The organism is Geobacter sp. SVR, from assembly GCF_016865365.1.
Classification (GTDB): domain Bacteria; phylum Desulfobacterota; class Desulfuromonadia; order Geobacterales; family Pseudopelobacteraceae; genus Pelotalea.
Genome location: NZ_AP024469.1, coordinates 2132953 through 2148952 on the forward strand (window position 1 = coordinate 2132953; position 16000 = coordinate 2148952).

Consider the following 16000-nt stretch of genomic DNA (forward strand, 5'->3'; position numbering starts at 1 on the left):
CTTGGGTTTTCCTCCGTGTCCTCTGTGGTAGATGTTTTTTCGAGATAAGGATTTTTCACTATGTCGATTCTTGAAACCATAAACTCCCCTGATGACCTGAAACGCCTGCCTGCCTCCCGACTTCCGGCCCTGGCTGCGGAGCTGCGTCAGCTCATCATCGAAACCTGCGCCAAAAACGGCGGCCATCTCGCCCCCTGCCTGGGGGTAGTGGAACTGACCATCGCTTTGCACCGCATTTTTGCCTCTCCTGCCGACAAGCTCATCTGGGACGTGGGGCACCAGGCTTATGCCCACAAGATCATGACCGGCCGCCGCGAACGCTTCGGCACTCTGCGCCTCAAGGACGGCATCAGCGGCTTCCCCAAGCGCTGCGAATCCTTTCACGACATCTTCGACGTGGGGCATTCTTCCACCTCCATCTCGGCTGCCACCGGTTTTGCGGTTGCCCGCGACCTGGACGGCCGCCGCAACAAGGTGGTGGCAGTGATCGGCGACGGTTCCATGACCGGCGGCATCGCCTATGAGGCCATGAACCATGCCGGCCACCTCAACAGGGATCTGGTGGTCATCCTGAACGACAACGAGATGTCCATCGCGGAAAACGTAGGGGCCCTGTCCAACTTTCTCAACCGCACCGCCTCCAGCGAATTCGTGCACCGGCTCAAGAAGAACATGGAGTCCTTCCTGGGACGGCTGGACGGCGTCGGCAACGATATGCTGCAGATCGCCCGCAAAATGGAGGAGTCTTTCAAGGGTTTCTTCACGCCGGGCATGCTCTTCCAGGCCTTTGGCTTCGAATACATCGGCCCCATCGACGGGCACGACCTGCCAATGCTGCTGGAGACCCTGGAAAAGGTCCGGAAATTCGACGATGCGGTGCTGATTCACGTCCTGACCAAGAAGGGCAGGGGCTACAAGCCGGCCGAGGACAATCCCTCCCTGTTCCACGGCGTCGGTCCCTTCGATATCGCCACCGGCAAGGTCCTCAAGGGGAAAGGCGGGGCCACCTCCTATACCGCATTGTTCGGTTCCACCCTGTGCAAGCTGGCAGCCGAGGATGAGCGCATTGTAGCCATAACCGCGGCCATGCCGGACGGCACCGGCTTGACCGGCTTTGCCAAGGAGTTTCCTGAGCGCTTCTTCGATGTCGGCATTGCCGAACAGCATGGCGTCACCTTTGCGGCCGGCCTGGCAGCCGAGGGGCTGCGCCCGTTCTTCGCGGTCTACTCATCCTTTCTGCAGCGCGCCTACGACCAGGTGTTCCACGACGTCTGCCTGCAGGACCTGCCGGTCACCTTCGCCCTGGACCGGGCAGGGGTGGTGGGCAACGACGGTCCCACCCACCACGGCGCCTTTGATCTCTCCTATCTGCGGCACCTGCCCAACATGACCGTCATGGCCCCCAAAGACGAAAACGAGTTGCAGCACATGCTGGCAACCGCCGTCGAACTGGGCCGGCCGGCGGCGGTGCGCTACCCCCGCGGCAACGGATATGGCGTGGCCTTGGACCAGACCTTCAAGCCGCTTCCGGTAGGCCGCGCCGAAATCCTGCGGGAAGGGAACGACTGCGCTGTCCTGGCCTTGGGCACCATGGTCTATCCGGCCCTCGAAGCAGCCGGAATCCTGGAACAGGCAGGGCTCTCCCTGACGGTTGTCAATGCCCGCTTCGTCAAGCCCCTGGATGAGGCTCTGATCCTGGAGCTGGCAAGGAAATCCAGCTGCCTGGTAACCATCGAGGAAAATGCACTGCAGGGGGGCTTCGGTACGGCCGTGCTGGAACTCTTGGAAGAGCACGATCTGTCCGGGGTACGGGTGCTGCGGCTCGGCTATCCTGACGAACCGATTCCCCAGGCGGAACAGCACGAACTGCGCGCCTCGCTGAGGCTGGACGCCAATGGCATCGCGAGCTCCATCCGGGCCTTTACCGGTCGACAGTGACGGCACCTCCGGATCCGCGACACCTGTCTGCCCCCGGTCGGCTGAGAGGGACGTTGTCGCGGATTCGGAAATCCGTAGTAGACTACTGTCAGACGTGCCGCTTGCCAACGATCCCGTTCGAGGTGATCATGTCGCGACAGTTCCTCTCTGAATTGACCATTCTTCTCAGTATCCTGCTCTGTCTTGCCACCCCTATATCCGCCGCCCAGCCCTCCTCTGACAGCGATCCGCTGGCCCAAAGCGGGCGAGGCCGCGAGCTGCTGCTGCGGGGTGAATACGAAAAGGGGCTGGAGCAGCTCGACCGCGCCTATCGCCTTTTTCCGCTCAATCCCACCTTCAAGCGCACCCTGGCCGAAGGCTATGCCGCCTATGGGCAACACCTGCTCAAGCTCAAGCGCTATGAACAGGCCGATGAAACTTTCTCCAAAGCGGTTGAGCTGTATCCCGATGATCCCGCCTACGCCGGCCTGCGCGGCATCGGCAGCTACTACCTCAAGAAATACGACGTGGCTCGCTATGAGCTGGAGCGGAGCCGGCAGCAGCAACCCGGGTCGATCGACGTGTTGTTCTACCTGGGGATGGTACTGTATGAAACCGACAATCGTCCGCAGGCGGTCGAGCTGTGGGAACAGGGGCTTACGCTGTCGTCGGGACGCAAAGAGTTCAGGGAGATGCTGGAGAAGGCCCGCCGGGAAATGGCGGTGGAGAACGGGATGGATCGCGGGCACAGCTCACGTTTCGACCTGACCTATGATCCCGGCGTCAATACCACCTTTGCCTTGGCGGTGTTGGATGTGCTAGAAGCAGCCGCCAGCCGCGTCGGTGCCGAGCTGGGGCATTTTCCGCAGGCGCGCGTTCCGGTAGCCATTTACAAACGTGACGATTACAAGGCGGTGACCGCTTCGCCGGATTGGTCCGGGGGGGTGTACGACGGCACCATCAGGCTGCCTTTCGGCGCTTTCCAGGAGGTTACGCCGCAGATGCGCGGGGTGCTGTTCCATGAATACGCCCATGTGGTGGTGTTCGATCTGGCGCGCGGCACCTGTCCGCTCTGGCTGAACGAGGGCATAGCCGAGATGTTCGGCCGGGCGCAGTACAGCCCGGCAGCAATGAAACCGGGGCAGGGGGCGGGGAGGGTTGTTCCTGCCGACTTCAGGAAGCTGGAGGGGAGCTTCAGCGGGCTGTCCACGGCCGAGGCCTCCCTAGCCTACCAGCAAAGTTACTCGCTGGTGAACTACATCGTCACCACGTACGGTTGGCACCGCATCTCAGAGATGCTGACCGCCCTGGGTAACGGCGCAGGCATCGACGAGGCAGTGAACGGGACCTTCAGGGATTATGGCCTGTCCTACGACGGGCTGGTGCGGGAATGGCAGGAGAGCATGGAGCGCAGCGTGGCGGGGAAATGATTATTGTGAATTGTCAACTTCAGGAATATGAGCTATTTGTATAGCAAATCGAAGAAAGCACGGGAATTCAATGCAATCACGTACGGCAAAGGAAATACCTGCGGAAGCATTGCAACAGTTTCGTCCTTTCAGGTCACTGTCTGAAAAAGAGGCGATTTCCTCGCGTCAGAAGGCGGCAAGGGAAATTGCCGCATCTTTGGCCAAAGAACTGAAGGAGCGATTCAAAGCATCGAGAGTGCAACTGTTTGGTTCGGTCATTGGTTCCGACTTCGGTGCATGGTCTGACATCGACCTCGCGGCTTGGGGAATACCGGCAGGCGATTATTTCAGGGCCGTGGCCTTTGCCAGCGGTTACAGCAGTATGTTCAAGATTGATCTGGTGGATGCCGAAGACTGCCAGCCCTCCTTGCTTCAGCATATAATCCGCCAGGGGGTGGAATTGTGAATCCGCAGGCTGCGATCTTCACTGCCAGAATTGATGCCGAACTGTCCGAGCTCAAGCTGGTGGTTGCGCGGACCAGGCAAGCTTGGGACAAGGCGCTCCATCAGGGTGATGATTTCTACCTGGACAGCGTTGCCCTGAACCTTCACGCGTTCTATTCAGGATTGGAACGGATTTTCGAAAAACTGGCGGCAGTCATTGACGGGACAGTGCCAAGTGGAGCTAACTGGCATCAGGAGCTGTTGACTCAGATGCAGACCGAAATCCCATCTGTCAGACCTGCCGTGATCTCCGAACCGCTGAAGGAAGCACTTGAGGAATATCGGGGTTTTCGACATGTGGTACGCAATGTGTACTCCTATCAGCTCAAGCCGGAAAAGCTTAAATTGCTGGTGGAAAACCTGGAAAACACTTTCCGAATGGTTTTCGATGAGCTGGCGGCATTCGCGGCTTTTCTCAAAACTTCACGTTGATATCCCCTCACCCGGGCCCCCTCTGGGGAAGGAAATGATCGGTTATTGTTTTGAGCCATATGCAAGGTCCTGCTGAACGATCCCTTCCAACGTTTCATCGTACAGCTTGCGGCGGCAGTCCACGCCGTCGATGGCGCCGGTCTTCAATTTACGGAAAAAACGGCAGCCTCCGAAGCAGAGCGGCAGATAGGCGCAATCCAGACACTCCTCGTTTTTCCACATATCCAGGTTGTGAGATTGCCGGTAGTCGCCGATCCCTTCGGCAAGGGAACCGATCCGCATCTCCTCCTGTCCCATGAACACCGGACACTTATACAGCGAACCATCGTATCCCACTATCCAGTCGTTTTCGAATTCCACTATGCAGGCGCCGGCCTTGAGCTTGGGTACTGTAAAACCCCGCTTAAGTGTTTCTTCCCGCAACCAGACGCCCGCCTCCCACAGCCACGGTTCTGCGGTAGCGACGCAGGCAGAGCCGAAATCTCCGGTACTGCCGTCAGATTTGGGCATAACCGGCGAGAACACCACCGCCTTGAATTTGCCGGGATCGACTCCCGCGGCCAGGAGCAGGTCCAACAGTTCTGGAAAACGCCGATAATTGTCGCGGGTGTAATTCCCCCCCAGGTCGATGGGCACCATGCCATGGACCGCTGCAACATTGGTCAGGATGGTGGCGAAGCTCCCCTTGCCCGAGACAAACGGTCGCTGACAGTCGTGGATATCCGGCGGACCGTCGATACAGCTCTTGACCGCCGCCAGCCCAAGCGGGAGCAGTTCCTTCACTATCCCCGGCGTCAACAAGACGCCGTTGGAGAAGAGGTTGAAAGTAAAGGTCACACCATTGGCGTGGGCCGCCTCCCTCAGACGCACGGCGATATTCTTGAGCAGAGGCAATGCCATCAGTGCCTCACCACCGTAGAAGTCAACATTCACGTCTGTGCCCTGCGACATGCGCTCCGACAGTCGCGCCACCAACAGGTCGGCCGTCTCTGCGCTCATCTTGAGGCGGCCCCGGAACGGGTCCTCAAAGCAGTAAGGACAGGCCAGGTTGCATTCCAGGGTCAGGGTGGCGGTCACGTTCAGCCGTCGGCTCTGGGCATTGATGGTTGCAAAGGTGGCCTGCATCTCCTCCAACTCGGCCTTCAGGTCAGGTACCAGCACCCCGAAGCGGGTCAGAGTGGCCAGTTCCTGCTCGGACAGGTCATCGCCGCCTGTCTGCACCCGTTCCCATAGCCCCTGAGAACACTCGAGCACGGCGCAGCGCCGGGTGCTGAACAGCAGCACGCGCCCCGGTTTGTCACTGCGGGGATAGACTTTCAAATAACGTGATACGTGCACCACAACTCCTTGGGTAGATTTTTGTGACTCCCTCTATTCCTCATATGATCTCAGGGAGTGCCAAACCTCAGTCCTCGATTATTGCCACCACGCTCTGTTCGAGCAAAAAGAGCGGGGAGAGTTACCCCTCCCCGCTTGTGCGCTTACCTGATTGAAGCCGTGCTTGTTCCGCCGGTGCAACAATTGACCACCACGCCTACTTCGTGCCCCTCTTCCAGCACCATCAAATCGTTCTGCATACAACTCACCCCCTCTTTTTGTAGATATCGCAATAGAACTATGGACAATAGCAGAATAGGTGTGTTAATGAAAAGCTCGAATTTTATGAAACCATCCACATTTTCATATAGCTTCTGTGCGTTCGTAGCGATTTTCAGTTTTGCCACTTGGCTCGTACCAGGGGCGGCCAGGGGCGCGGATGACACAGAGACCCTGGAGCTGCTGAACGCTTGGCAGGAGCAGTCTGCTACTGCATCCCGCGCCCCCAAACCGCTCTCCCGCACGGCCGAGAACGTCACCGTCGTAACCAGTGCCGATGTGGAGGCCCTCAATGCCCACACCCTGGCCGATGTCCTGGCCACCATCCCCGGCATTCAGATCGACCAGCGGGGTGGTCCCGGCGGATTGTCCTTCATTAACATCCAGAGTTCAAACTTCAATCATGTGCTAGTGCTGGTGGACGGGGTACCGATCAACACAAGCGGCAACTTCTCCGATACTGCTCTGATCCCGGCGCGGGTTATCGAGCGGATCGAAATTGTCAAGGGGGCCGCTTCCTCCAGTTGGGGCCAAGCTTTGGGTGGAGTGATCAGCGTCACCACCAAGACGCCGGAACCGGGGCGCAGGGTCGGCGGAGCCGCGGACGCCTCCTTGGGAGAGCGAGGCACCGATGATACCGGTGTCTCCTTGTCCGGCACCAGTGGCCGGCTGGGGTACTTCCTGTCCGGCGGCTACTTTGGTTCGGCCGGACTTATTCCTTATCACTCCTTTTACAGCCGTAATCTTTTCAGCCGTCTCACTTGGGACCTGCCGGACAAGGGGCAGGTATGGGGGACCTTTGGCTACACAAAGTCCGACAACCGGGGAGACGCCTACGTTCCCCTTATAGACTTTCAGGAAAAGCAGGACGTCAAGCAGCTCATTGCCTCGGTCGGACTACGGAAGTCTCTTGCCAATAACATTGAACTGGAGATCGCCGGCCGTCATTTAGCCAGTAGCTCCGACTACCTTTCCAGCACCATCAGCACCGGTATGGAGGACCCGGTACAAAACTTCCGGGACCGGCTCTACGGTGGCTGGGCTAAGCTGACCTGGCGAGAAAAAAACAACCTGCTGGTCATGGGGGGCGAATACGATCACATCGAGTCGGACCTACCCACGCCAGCCTTTGTCAAAATCAAGCACTGGGGGGTATTCCTCAACGATACCCTGGACCTGGGGCCGATTTCCCTCATTCCCGGTGTCCGCTTCGATCGCACCACCGGGCGCAGCGATGCCTTCAGTCCATCAATGGGCATTGTCTGGCGCATTACGGATGAGACCCTAGTGAGGGGCTACACCGGCCTGGGCTACAGCCTGGTTGATGTTGCCAACACGAATGTGGAGCGAATCTGGACCACCCAGGTGGGCATGGAGAGCCAGGCAATTCCTTACGTTTGGCTCAAGGGAACCCTGTTCCGTAACCAGATGTGGCACATTCAGACGTGGGACTTCACCAGCTTGGCGTATCGCCCGGAAAAACAGATCGCCCTGGGGGCCGAGATCGAGGCCCGCACCGTGCCGGTTTGGAACACCTCCCTGTCCTCGGGCTACACCTTCACCGACACCACCCGCAGCAACGGCTCTCAGGTCTTTGGTGCTCCGCGTCATACCGTGCAGCTGGCCCTTCGCTACGACGACAAAACCTACCGGGGCATGCTGACCGGCCGCCACATTTGGTGGAACGCCGATCCTGCCTTTGAGGCCCGTTACTTTGGCCTGATCTGGGATCTGCACCTGGGGGCGGTCCTCTACAAGCGCGAGGATTGTGCCTTGGAACTTTTCTTCTCCGGCCACAATCTGTTCAACGGCGCCCAATTCTCTGACTCATTCCTCCTCAAGCCCTCCCGCTGGTTCGAAGGCGGCGTAAAGGTGCGATTCTGATGAGACGTCTGCTCCTCATCATACTCGCCCTGGCGATACTGCTCCCTTCCCTGGCGCAGGCCTACGACGTGCTGGTGCTGCAAGGACGGCGCGATCCGGCCTACGACGAGGTGCTGAAAGGCTTCCGTACTGCGCGCGGCATTTCGCAGCGGCTGGTCGTGCTGACTGATTTCCTTAGGGTAAACCCCCGGCTCTGCCGGGGGACCCCAATAGTTTGACAGTTCCTGAAATATGTAGAAGCCTCCCTAACGTGAACCGCTCAAAGTACACGAAAAGGAGGCTTCAATGGACGACACACAAAGTTTATGCCACACGAAATGGGATTGCAAGTATCACGTTGTATGGATTCCAAAATGTCGCCGCAAGGTGCTGTTTGGTCGAATCCGGAAATATCTTGCCGACTTGTTTCATAGTCTAGCCAGGCAGAAAGAGTGCAAGATAGTGGAAGGGCACCTTCAACCTGATCATATTCACATATTGATATCGATCCCACCAAAATACTCCGTTGCACAGGTGATCGGTTTCATCAAGGGCAAAAGTGCAATCCATATTGCGCGAATGTACCTTGGTCAGAAGAAGAACTTTGCTGGTATGAGCTTTTGGGCACGTGGCTACTTTGTATCCACTGTCGGTGCTGACGAGGAAACAATTGCCAACTACATCAGGAACCAGGAAGACGAAGACAAACGTCTGGATCAATTGACATTTTTGCCCGAAGAATGACCACCACTCGTGGTGGTCAGATAATCTTTTGAAAAAACCGCTTCGAGCGGTTCACGACTTTGAAAGCCCCCGGCTTTGCCGGGGGATGCTTACTATGCCGAAGTGGATGTTGAACGCATCGTGCGCGAGGACCGCCCCGGCCTGGTGCTGGCCATCGGAGACAGCGCCCTGTCCGCCGCCCGCAGGATCCGGCAAACGCCGGTGGTGGCGGTCATGGCCTTCGGCCTCTACACCGGCCAGGCAGCCCCCTACAACCTGACCGGCATCAGCATGTTCGCCACCCCGGAACGCTATGTCGGCATGCTCCAGACCATGAAAGTGCGCCGCGTGGGGATCATCCACAATCATGACCGGACCGGCTGGTACCTGCGCCAGGCCCGGCAGGCGGCCGAAAAAGTGGGACTGGAGCTGGTGGTGCGTGAGGTGAAGAACTCCCGCGAAACCCTGGCACAGCTCGATGTGCTCTCCGGCAAGGTGGATGCACTCTGGATGTTGCCCGACCTGACGGCGGTCAGCCGCGAAAATGCGGAGGCATTTTTCCGGTTCGGACAGGAAAATGCCGTGCCGGTAATTTCCTTCGCTTCCAGCTATCTTGGCCTGGGAGCCGCAGCGGTGGTCGATATCGACCGGAGCGAGCTGGGACGCCAGGCTGCCGATACGGTCATGTCCCTGCTTAATGGCGGCAGGATCGGGGAGGTACCTTTCGTGTACCCCCGCACCACTTCGATCAAAACCAATCCAAACGTTCTGAAGCGGCTCGGGCACCCGATTGAAATGGCAAGACCGCTGTCCACGAGAGAATGAATCCCATGTCTCTGTCACGACTGGCACGCTTCAGATCGAGTTTCCAATTCAGGCTGTTCCTGATCTTCACCATCCTTACCGCACTCATCTCCTTTCTCTTCTGCACGCTCTACATCTTCAGCGAAATCCGCGAAAAACGTGCCTCAGCCAATTACGAACTGCGGTTGATGGCAAGGCACCTGGCCAGTTCGATCCGTCTGCCCATGTATGCCGAAAACCGGGAGGTGCTCAGACAGCAGGCCGAAGAATCCATGCGCTTCAGCGATCTGGAGGCAGTGCAGATTACATCGACCGACGGCCGCATTCTGCTCGATCTTCATTCCCCCGATTTTTTCCGCTCACCCGAAACCATCAGCCAGACGGTAGAGGTCCGCAGCATGCCTCTCGGGATGGCGCTGGAAACGGCCATTGCCGACGATAAAGGTGCCTCCGGTGCGCTGCTCGGCACCGTTCGCCTGTACAAGAGTACTGCGGACCTGTCACGCAAAATCTTGCGGGTTACCCTTCTGTCGTTCGCTCTGGCCGCCGGGTTCTGGCTGGTGGTCTCCTATCTGTGCCACCTGGTGCTGAGGCAGGTGACACGCTCCTTCAATGCTTTGATGCGCGGCGTCGAGTCGATGCAGCAGGGGGACTATCTTTCCAGAATCGAGGTCTTTTCCGACGATGAACCGGCCAAGGCGGCCATTGCCATCAACCAGCTGGCGGAATCCCTGAAACAGCGCGATGAAGAGAATCGTCTCCTGAATGAAGGATTGATCGAAGCCGTGCAGATGGAAGTGCGCTCTAAAGATGCCCTGGTTGAGGTGAACAGGTCACTTGAAACGGAGATCGACGAGCGCATCAAGGCCGAGCAGAGCGTGCGCGAGAGTGAGCAGACCCTGAGAAGCCTGATGGATTTCATGCCGGTGGGGGTGGCCTGGACCGATCTGGAGGGCAGGATCGAGTACCTGAATCATTTCTTCGTGGAAACCTTCGGGTATGACCGCCAGGACATAAAGACCTTTGACGACTGGTTTCATCTGGCCTATCCCGACCCGGCCTACCGCCTGCAGATGGAAACCACCAGCCGTGAAATCATCGGCCTGGCGCAAAGCGGCGAGGCTGACAGGTCCGAATCCTTCCGGTACGAAGGGCGGATCACCTGCAAGGACGGCACTGTCCGGCACATCATTTTCAGGCACCAGTTCTCCAGCAACCGGCTCATCACCGTCATGTTCGACATCACCGACCGGGAATTGCTGCAGGAGAAGATCGCCAGGAACCAGAAGCTCGAGTCCCTTGCCGTGCTGGCCGGCGGCATTGCCCATAACTTCAATAACGTGCTCACCGGGATCATGGGCTATATCTCCTATGCCCGGAAATTCCTGGACGAGTCCCACAAGACCTACACGCTACTGGGGCATGCCGAGGCAGCCTCCAAGCGGGCGGCAGGGATGGCCAACCAGCTTCTGACCTTTGCACGCGGCGGCGCCATGGTCCTGAAACCGGTTCTGGTCCGCAAGCTGATCGACGAGTGCGTCTCGTTGTCCCTGAACAGGAGCGACGTGCACTGCCTGGTGGAAACGGCTGTCGACCTGCATGCCGTCAAAGGGGACGAGGGGCAACTCAGCCAGGTGTTCACCAACATTATTATCAATGCGGCCCAGGCCATGCCCAACGGGGGGAAACTGATCATTCGGGCCGAGAATGTCGCCATGCCCGGCACCCGTCATGCCAGCCCGACCTATGTCAATTACGTCCGGCTGACCTTCAGCGATGAAGGGGTGGGAATTGATCAGGATGACCTGGGCAGGATTTTCGATCCCTATTTCACTACCAAGCCTGCCGGCACAGGTCTGGGGCTCGCCTCGGTCTATTCGATCGTGCAGAAGCATGGTGGCCAGATACATGTCGATTCAACCAGGGGCCAGGGCACCACGTTCACCCTGTCTCTTCCCGCTGCCGGCCGCGTCAGGCCTGCTGAATCAGATTCGGCCCGGGATCACCTCAGTTCTCCGGGCAAGGCCGGCGGAGCCATCCTGATCATGGACGACGAGGAGATGATCAGGGGGCTTACCAAGGAAACGTTGGGATTCCTGGGGTACACGGTCGTGTCGTGCGCCAATGGCGAGGAGGCGGTTGAGCTGTACCGGAAGGCCTACGAGGCGGGCTCCCCCTTCTTTGCGGTGATACTGGATCTCACCGTTTCCAACGGCATGGGGGGCAAGGAGGCGGCCCAGGCGATTCTGGCCATCGATGCCGAAGCCAAGCTCGTCGTCTCAAGCGGCTATTTCCACCATCCGGTCATGGCAGAGTACGAGGAACACGGATTCATCGCAGCCGTGACCAAACCCTACAAAGCCGATGAACTCTGCCGGGAGTTGAATCGCCTGCAGTACCTGTGACCCGTTTTTTTCGTTGCCAGGAAAAAAACTTGTATCCCACGGGCTGAGATGGTATAAATACTTCCTTTGTCGGGGAGTAGCGCAGCCTGGTAGCGCACCTGCCTTGGGAGCAGGGGGTCGCTGGTTCGAATCCAGTCTCCCCGACCATACAACAAGGGGTTACGGCAGTGCCGTATCATCCTTGTGAGCTAAAGACAGATGATTTCAGAGGTGTTTTTGCTCTATCAAAGGGGTTATGCCATCAGCGGTGTAGCCCCTTTTTTGTTGGACAGTGGCGCTGCACGACATAAAAGCGTATAGTGTGCGCCTCGGCATTGGCGGCGAATTTTAGCAAGCAGGGAGACTTGGGTGAGGAGCGGCAACCAGACCGACAGTGCTGTTATCGAACAGATGCAGCAGACCATGGACGACGAAAAGGCGTTCTTCAGCAGCCTGATCCAGAACGCCGCTATCCCCATGTTTGTCATCGACCATACCCACACCATCATTTTCTGGAACAATGCCCTGGCGCGGCTCACCGGCAGGAGTTCCCAGCAGATGGTGGGAACCAGGCGGCAATGGGAGCCTTTCTACCCCTCCGAGCGGCCTGTTCTGGCCGATCTGATACTGGACCGGAAGCTGCAGTCCATTTCCGGTCTCTATCCTTATTCCCGTTCCTCGAACCTGCTGGATGACGCCTACCGTGCCGAGGGCTGGTTCGACAATCTGGGGGGAGAGCGCCGGTACATCTACTTCGAGGCTGCTCCGATCACCGATGCCCGCAAGGAGATTGTCGCGGCGGTGGAAATCATACAGGACATCACCCACCGCAAGCTGGCCCAGGAAGAGCTCGATCGCGCCAAGCGGGAATGGGAGGAGACGCTCGACAGTCTGAATGACTTCGTGATCCTTACGGACCCGCACCATCGGGTGCGCCGCTGCAACCGGCTGTTGTGCGACATTACCGGCAGACAGTTCGATCAACTGGTCGGTCATGATTGGCGCGAGCTGCTGACCGGTTCCGGCTTCGCCTTCATCAACTTTGACGGCAGCCGCGGAGAGTTGCTGCATAACGGTTCTCATCGCATGTACGACCTGAACATCTACACCGTGAATTCCCCCGGCAACCGCGAGGTTTCCGGGCTGGTCATCTCCATCAACGACACCACCGAGATCCGTGCCATCACCGAGAAGCTGCAGCAGACCTCCGATGAATTGAGCACGGCGCAGCGCGCTATCTACCAGCAGGAGAAGATGGCCTCCATCGGGCAGCTTGCTGCCGGTGTGGCGCACGAGATCAACAATCCCATCGGTTTCATTTCCAGCAATCTCTCCACCCTCAAAAAATACCTCAGTCGTTTCAAGGAGTTCATCGCCCTGCAGGATCAGATCATCGATGCGGCAGGCGATGATGGCGGCAATATGGAACGGATCCGCCAGTTGCGCCAAAAACTGAAGGTCGATCCGATTCTGGACGATATCGACCAGCTCATTGTCGAATCCCTTGATGGCGCCACCCGTGTGAATCGCATTGTGCAGGACCTGAAAAACTTTTCCCGTGTTGATCAGGCCGAATGTTCCAGTGTCAATATCAACGACTGCCTCGATGCAACCATCAATATCGCCTGGAACGAGATCAAATACCTGGCCGTGCTCAACCGGGAGTATGGTGAGCTGCCCCGCCTGAAATGCTTTCCGCAGCAGTTGAACCAGGTCTTTCTGAACCTGCTGGTCAATGCCGCCCAGGCACTGGAAACGCAGGGGGAAATTACCGTCAGGACCTGGGCGGATGGAGGGAACATTTTCGTCAGCATCAGGGATACGGGTGTCGGAATACCGCCGGAAATAGCGGATCGCATCTTTGAACCCTTCTTCACCACCAAGGAGGTCGGACAAGGGGTCGGTCTCGGACTGGCGACCAGCTACGAAATCGTCAGAAAACATCGCGGCGACCTCAGCGTCGAGAGCGGGCCGGGTATTGGTGCCACGTTTACGGTACGCCTGCCCCTCGACGGGATATCATGTCAGCCGGGACACGTGCCGGGGAAGTGACTCCGGAAGCATAGCTGCCCGACACACGGCAACAGGGGAACTGCCATGCCCGATAACGAGAAGGTCAAGATCCTGTGCGTGGATGACGAAAAAAATGTCCTGCATGCCCTGGAACGGTTCTTTCTGGACGATGACTACGAGATCCTGACAGCCGGTTCGGGCGATGAAGGATTGCGGATGCTTGTCGAAGAGCAGCCGGTCCAGGTCGTGATCTCCGACTATCGCATGCCGGTGATGAACGGGGTCGATTTCCTCAAGGAGGTATATCTGCGCTGGCCGGAAACGATCCGCATCGTGCTTTCCGGTTATGCCGATGCCGGCGTCATAGTGGCCGCCATAAACGAAGGGCATATCTACAAGTTCATTCCCAAGCCGTGGAACGAGGATGAGCTGCGTTTCACGGTGAGCAATTCTCTGGAGCGCTATCATCTGCAGCGGCACAACCGCGAGTTGGTGGCCGCTCTGGCCCACTACAACGAGATGCTGGAAAAGATGGTACAGGAGCGGACCGCAGACCTTGAGCTGCGCAACGGCGCCTTGGCCATTGCCCAAAGCATGCTGCATTCGTTGCCGTTCCCCGTGATCGGCATTGACACGGCCGGTATGATGGTACAGGGCAACCAGAAGGCGGTCGAGCTGTTCAGGGAGGTGGAATCCGCTCTTCTGGGGACTGACTGCCGCGACGTGCTGCCGCAGGATGTCTGCCGGCTGTTGCCGGATCTCGCGGGTGATGACGTGGCGTGCCTGAGCTGGATCCGCCACGGTACACACTATGATGTTCACATCACCCCGTTCGGCAGGTACGGCCAGCGGGGAACGGTTATCATGCTGATCGAGAAGGACCGCCACACAGTCGAGTGAAATGTGTCGGCTGAGTTCTTCGACGCAAGAACTATTGACAGAACATCAAAGGATGTTCACCATTCTGAATGCCAACATTACCTTGAAATCGACTCTGATCCCGTTTTTAGGTTCGAAAAATTCAATGGCGTGCAAGGAATGACCAATGTCCATATCGAGCGATAACATTGCCGTAGTTCTGGTTGATGACGAGGAGAACATACTGCGTTCGCTGCAGCGCCTCCTGAGGGATGAACCGTTCGAACTCCATACGGCCGCTTCCGGTGAGCAGGGGCTTGATCTGCTCGGTCAGATTCCGGAGGTTGCGGTGATCGTCTCGGATCAGCGCATGCCCGGCATGAACGGCGCCGAATTTCTCAGTCACTCGCAGGAGGTTGCCCCGCATGCCCTGCGCATCCTGCTGACCGGATATTCCGATATCAACGCCACCATCGACGCCATCAACAAGGGGGGAGCCTATCGCTATATCTCCAAACCTTGGGACGAGGATGATTTGGTGCGTACGGTCAGGGAGGCCGTGACGCTGTACCTCCGCACCAGGGAAAGCAGACGTCTGAGCGAGATCATCAACGAGCAGAACAAGGACTTGGAAGCCTGGAACGAGAACCTCAAAAAACGCCTGCTGCAGACCACCAGTACGATCCGGGCACAGAGCGAGGCCCTGAAAAGCTTTGATAAGAAGCATCCGGTGGCGGTGCTGAGCCGTGCTTTTGACGCATTCTTCGAAACCATGTGCGATTTCCCGGCCGTCCATGCCCGCACGGTCAGCACGCTGGTGACCGATGCGGCCCGCAAGATGGGGCTGGATGCCGAAACCATCGGCAGGTTCAGGCTGGCAGCCCTGCTGCACGATGCCGGCAAATTCAGCAGTCTCTCGCACTCGCCGGGCAAGTATCTCGATGAGATGTCAGAGAACGAGCTGCGCGATTATCGTCAGCACCCGCTGAGGGGGGAGGAGATGTTCTCCCGGATGGAGGAGCTTCAGGATGTGCTGCCCCTGATCCGTGGCCATCATGAAGCCTATGACGGCAGCGGTTTCCCGGACGGTCTCAAGGGGGAGGGTATCCCGCTGGGGGCACGTTTGATCGCCATTGCCGATCTGATCGAGAAATCTGCCCGTTCGGTGGAGCAGGGCCGGGCCGACTATGCCATCATGTCGGCCCGCTTTCATTGCGGCACGCTGCTTGATCCCCAGTTGGTGACCCTGTTCCACAGCATCACGCAGATCGTGTATTTCGAAGGCAAGAAGATCGGCGTGGTTTCGGAGGTGGAGATTGCGCCCCGGGAGCTGATGTCCGGAATGCGGTTGGCCCGCGATGTAGAAAGTGCTTCCGGAGTGCTGCTGATGCAGCGTGACACTGTGCTGGATGTTGCCGCGGTGGCGTTGATCCGCAGTCATTACGGCAAAAATCCCCCTTCTCATGGCATCTTCATCCAGGTGACGGATGAGTAGCG

At 58.1% G+C, this 16000-nt stretch carries 13 protein-coding genes and 1 tRNA gene; 13 read left to right on the forward strand and 1 reads right to left on the reverse strand.

Annotated elements, in window-relative coordinates:
• The first annotated feature begins 60 nt into the window (after positions 1–60).
• From dxs to GSVR_RS09905, 4 genes are all read left to right on the forward strand, one after another.
• Positions 61–1938, forward strand: a complete 1878-nt coding sequence (gene dxs / locus GSVR_RS09890; protein ID WP_173196382.1) for a 1-deoxy-D-xylulose-5-phosphate synthase — start codon at positions 61–63, stop codon at positions 1936–1938.
• 128 nt (positions 1939–2066) lie between these two features.
• Positions 2067–3347: a tetratricopeptide repeat protein gene (locus GSVR_RS09895; RefSeq protein ID WP_173196381.1), complete on the forward strand. Its 1281-nt coding sequence runs from the start codon at positions 2067–2069 to the stop codon at positions 3345–3347.
• A gap of 70 nt (positions 3348–3417) precedes the next feature.
• Entirely contained in the window at positions 3418–3792 is a 375-nt protein-coding gene (locus GSVR_RS09900; RefSeq protein WP_173196380.1) for a nucleotidyltransferase family protein, read from the forward strand.
• Positions 3789–4262 carry a hypothetical protein gene (locus GSVR_RS09905; RefSeq protein ID WP_173196379.1) on the forward strand — a complete coding sequence of 158 codons (474 nt, stop codon included), beginning with the start codon at positions 3789–3791 and terminating at the stop codon, positions 4260–4262. The genes GSVR_RS09900 and GSVR_RS09905 overlap by 4 nt, the downstream gene beginning before the upstream one ends.
• A 42-nt stretch (positions 4263–4304) precedes the next feature.
• Here GSVR_RS09905 and gptM read toward each other — a convergent pair whose 3' ends face one another.
• Positions 4305–5600: a geopeptide radical SAM maturase gene (gptM, locus tag GSVR_RS09910; protein WP_173196378.1), complete on the reverse strand. Its 1296-nt coding sequence runs from the start codon at positions 5598–5600 to the stop codon at positions 4305–4307.
• A 324-nt stretch (positions 5601–5924) separates the two neighbouring features.
• Here gptM and GSVR_RS09915 point away from each other — a divergent pair, with 324 nt between their 5' ends.
• The 9 genes from GSVR_RS09915 to GSVR_RS09955 all read left to right on the forward strand — a co-directional run bounded on the left by GSVR_RS09915 (position 5925) and on the right by GSVR_RS09955 (position 15998).
• Complete coding sequence (locus GSVR_RS09915; protein ID WP_173196377.1) at positions 5925–7742, forward strand: TonB-dependent siderophore receptor; 1818 nt, start codon at positions 5925–5927, stop codon at positions 7740–7742.
• Entirely contained in the window at positions 7742–7960 is a 219-nt protein-coding gene (locus GSVR_RS09920; protein ID WP_173196375.1) for a hypothetical protein, read from the forward strand. The genes GSVR_RS09915 and GSVR_RS09920 overlap by 1 nt, the downstream gene beginning before the upstream one ends.
• A gap of 67 nt (positions 7961–8027) precedes the next feature.
• Positions 8028–8465, forward strand: a complete 438-nt coding sequence (tnpA, locus tag GSVR_RS09925) for an IS200/IS605 family transposase (RefSeq protein ID WP_173196373.1) — start codon at positions 8028–8030, stop codon at positions 8463–8465.
• A 102-nt stretch (positions 8466–8567) separates the two neighbouring features.
• Positions 8568–9269, forward strand: a complete 702-nt coding sequence (locus tag GSVR_RS09930) for an ABC transporter substrate-binding protein (RefSeq protein WP_239077510.1) — start codon at positions 8568–8570, stop codon at positions 9267–9269.
• A gap of 5 nt (positions 9270–9274) precedes the next feature.
• Positions 9275–11653, forward strand: coding sequence for an ATP-binding protein (locus GSVR_RS09935; RefSeq protein ID WP_173199670.1), 2379 nt, complete (start codon positions 9275–9277; stop codon positions 11651–11653).
• 70 nt (positions 11654–11723) lie between these two features.
• A tRNA-Pro gene (locus tag GSVR_RS09940) sits at positions 11724–11800 on the forward strand.
• Positions 11801–12001: 201 nt separating this feature from the next.
• A complete protein-coding gene (locus GSVR_RS09945) occupies positions 12002–13684 on the forward strand; it encodes an ATP-binding protein (RefSeq protein WP_173199668.1) in 1683 nt (560 codons plus the stop codon).
• A 45-nt stretch (positions 13685–13729) separates the two neighbouring features.
• Positions 13730–14545 (forward strand): response regulator, encoded by an 816-nt coding sequence (locus GSVR_RS09950; RefSeq protein WP_173199666.1) that lies wholly within the window; start codon positions 13730–13732, stop codon positions 14543–14545.
• 145 nt (positions 14546–14690) lie between these two features.
• On the forward strand, positions 14691–15998 hold the full coding sequence (locus tag GSVR_RS09955; RefSeq protein WP_173199664.1) for an HD domain-containing phosphohydrolase: 1308 nt from the start codon (positions 14691–14693) through the stop codon (positions 15996–15998).
• The last annotated feature ends 2 nt before the right edge of the window (positions 15999–16000 follow it).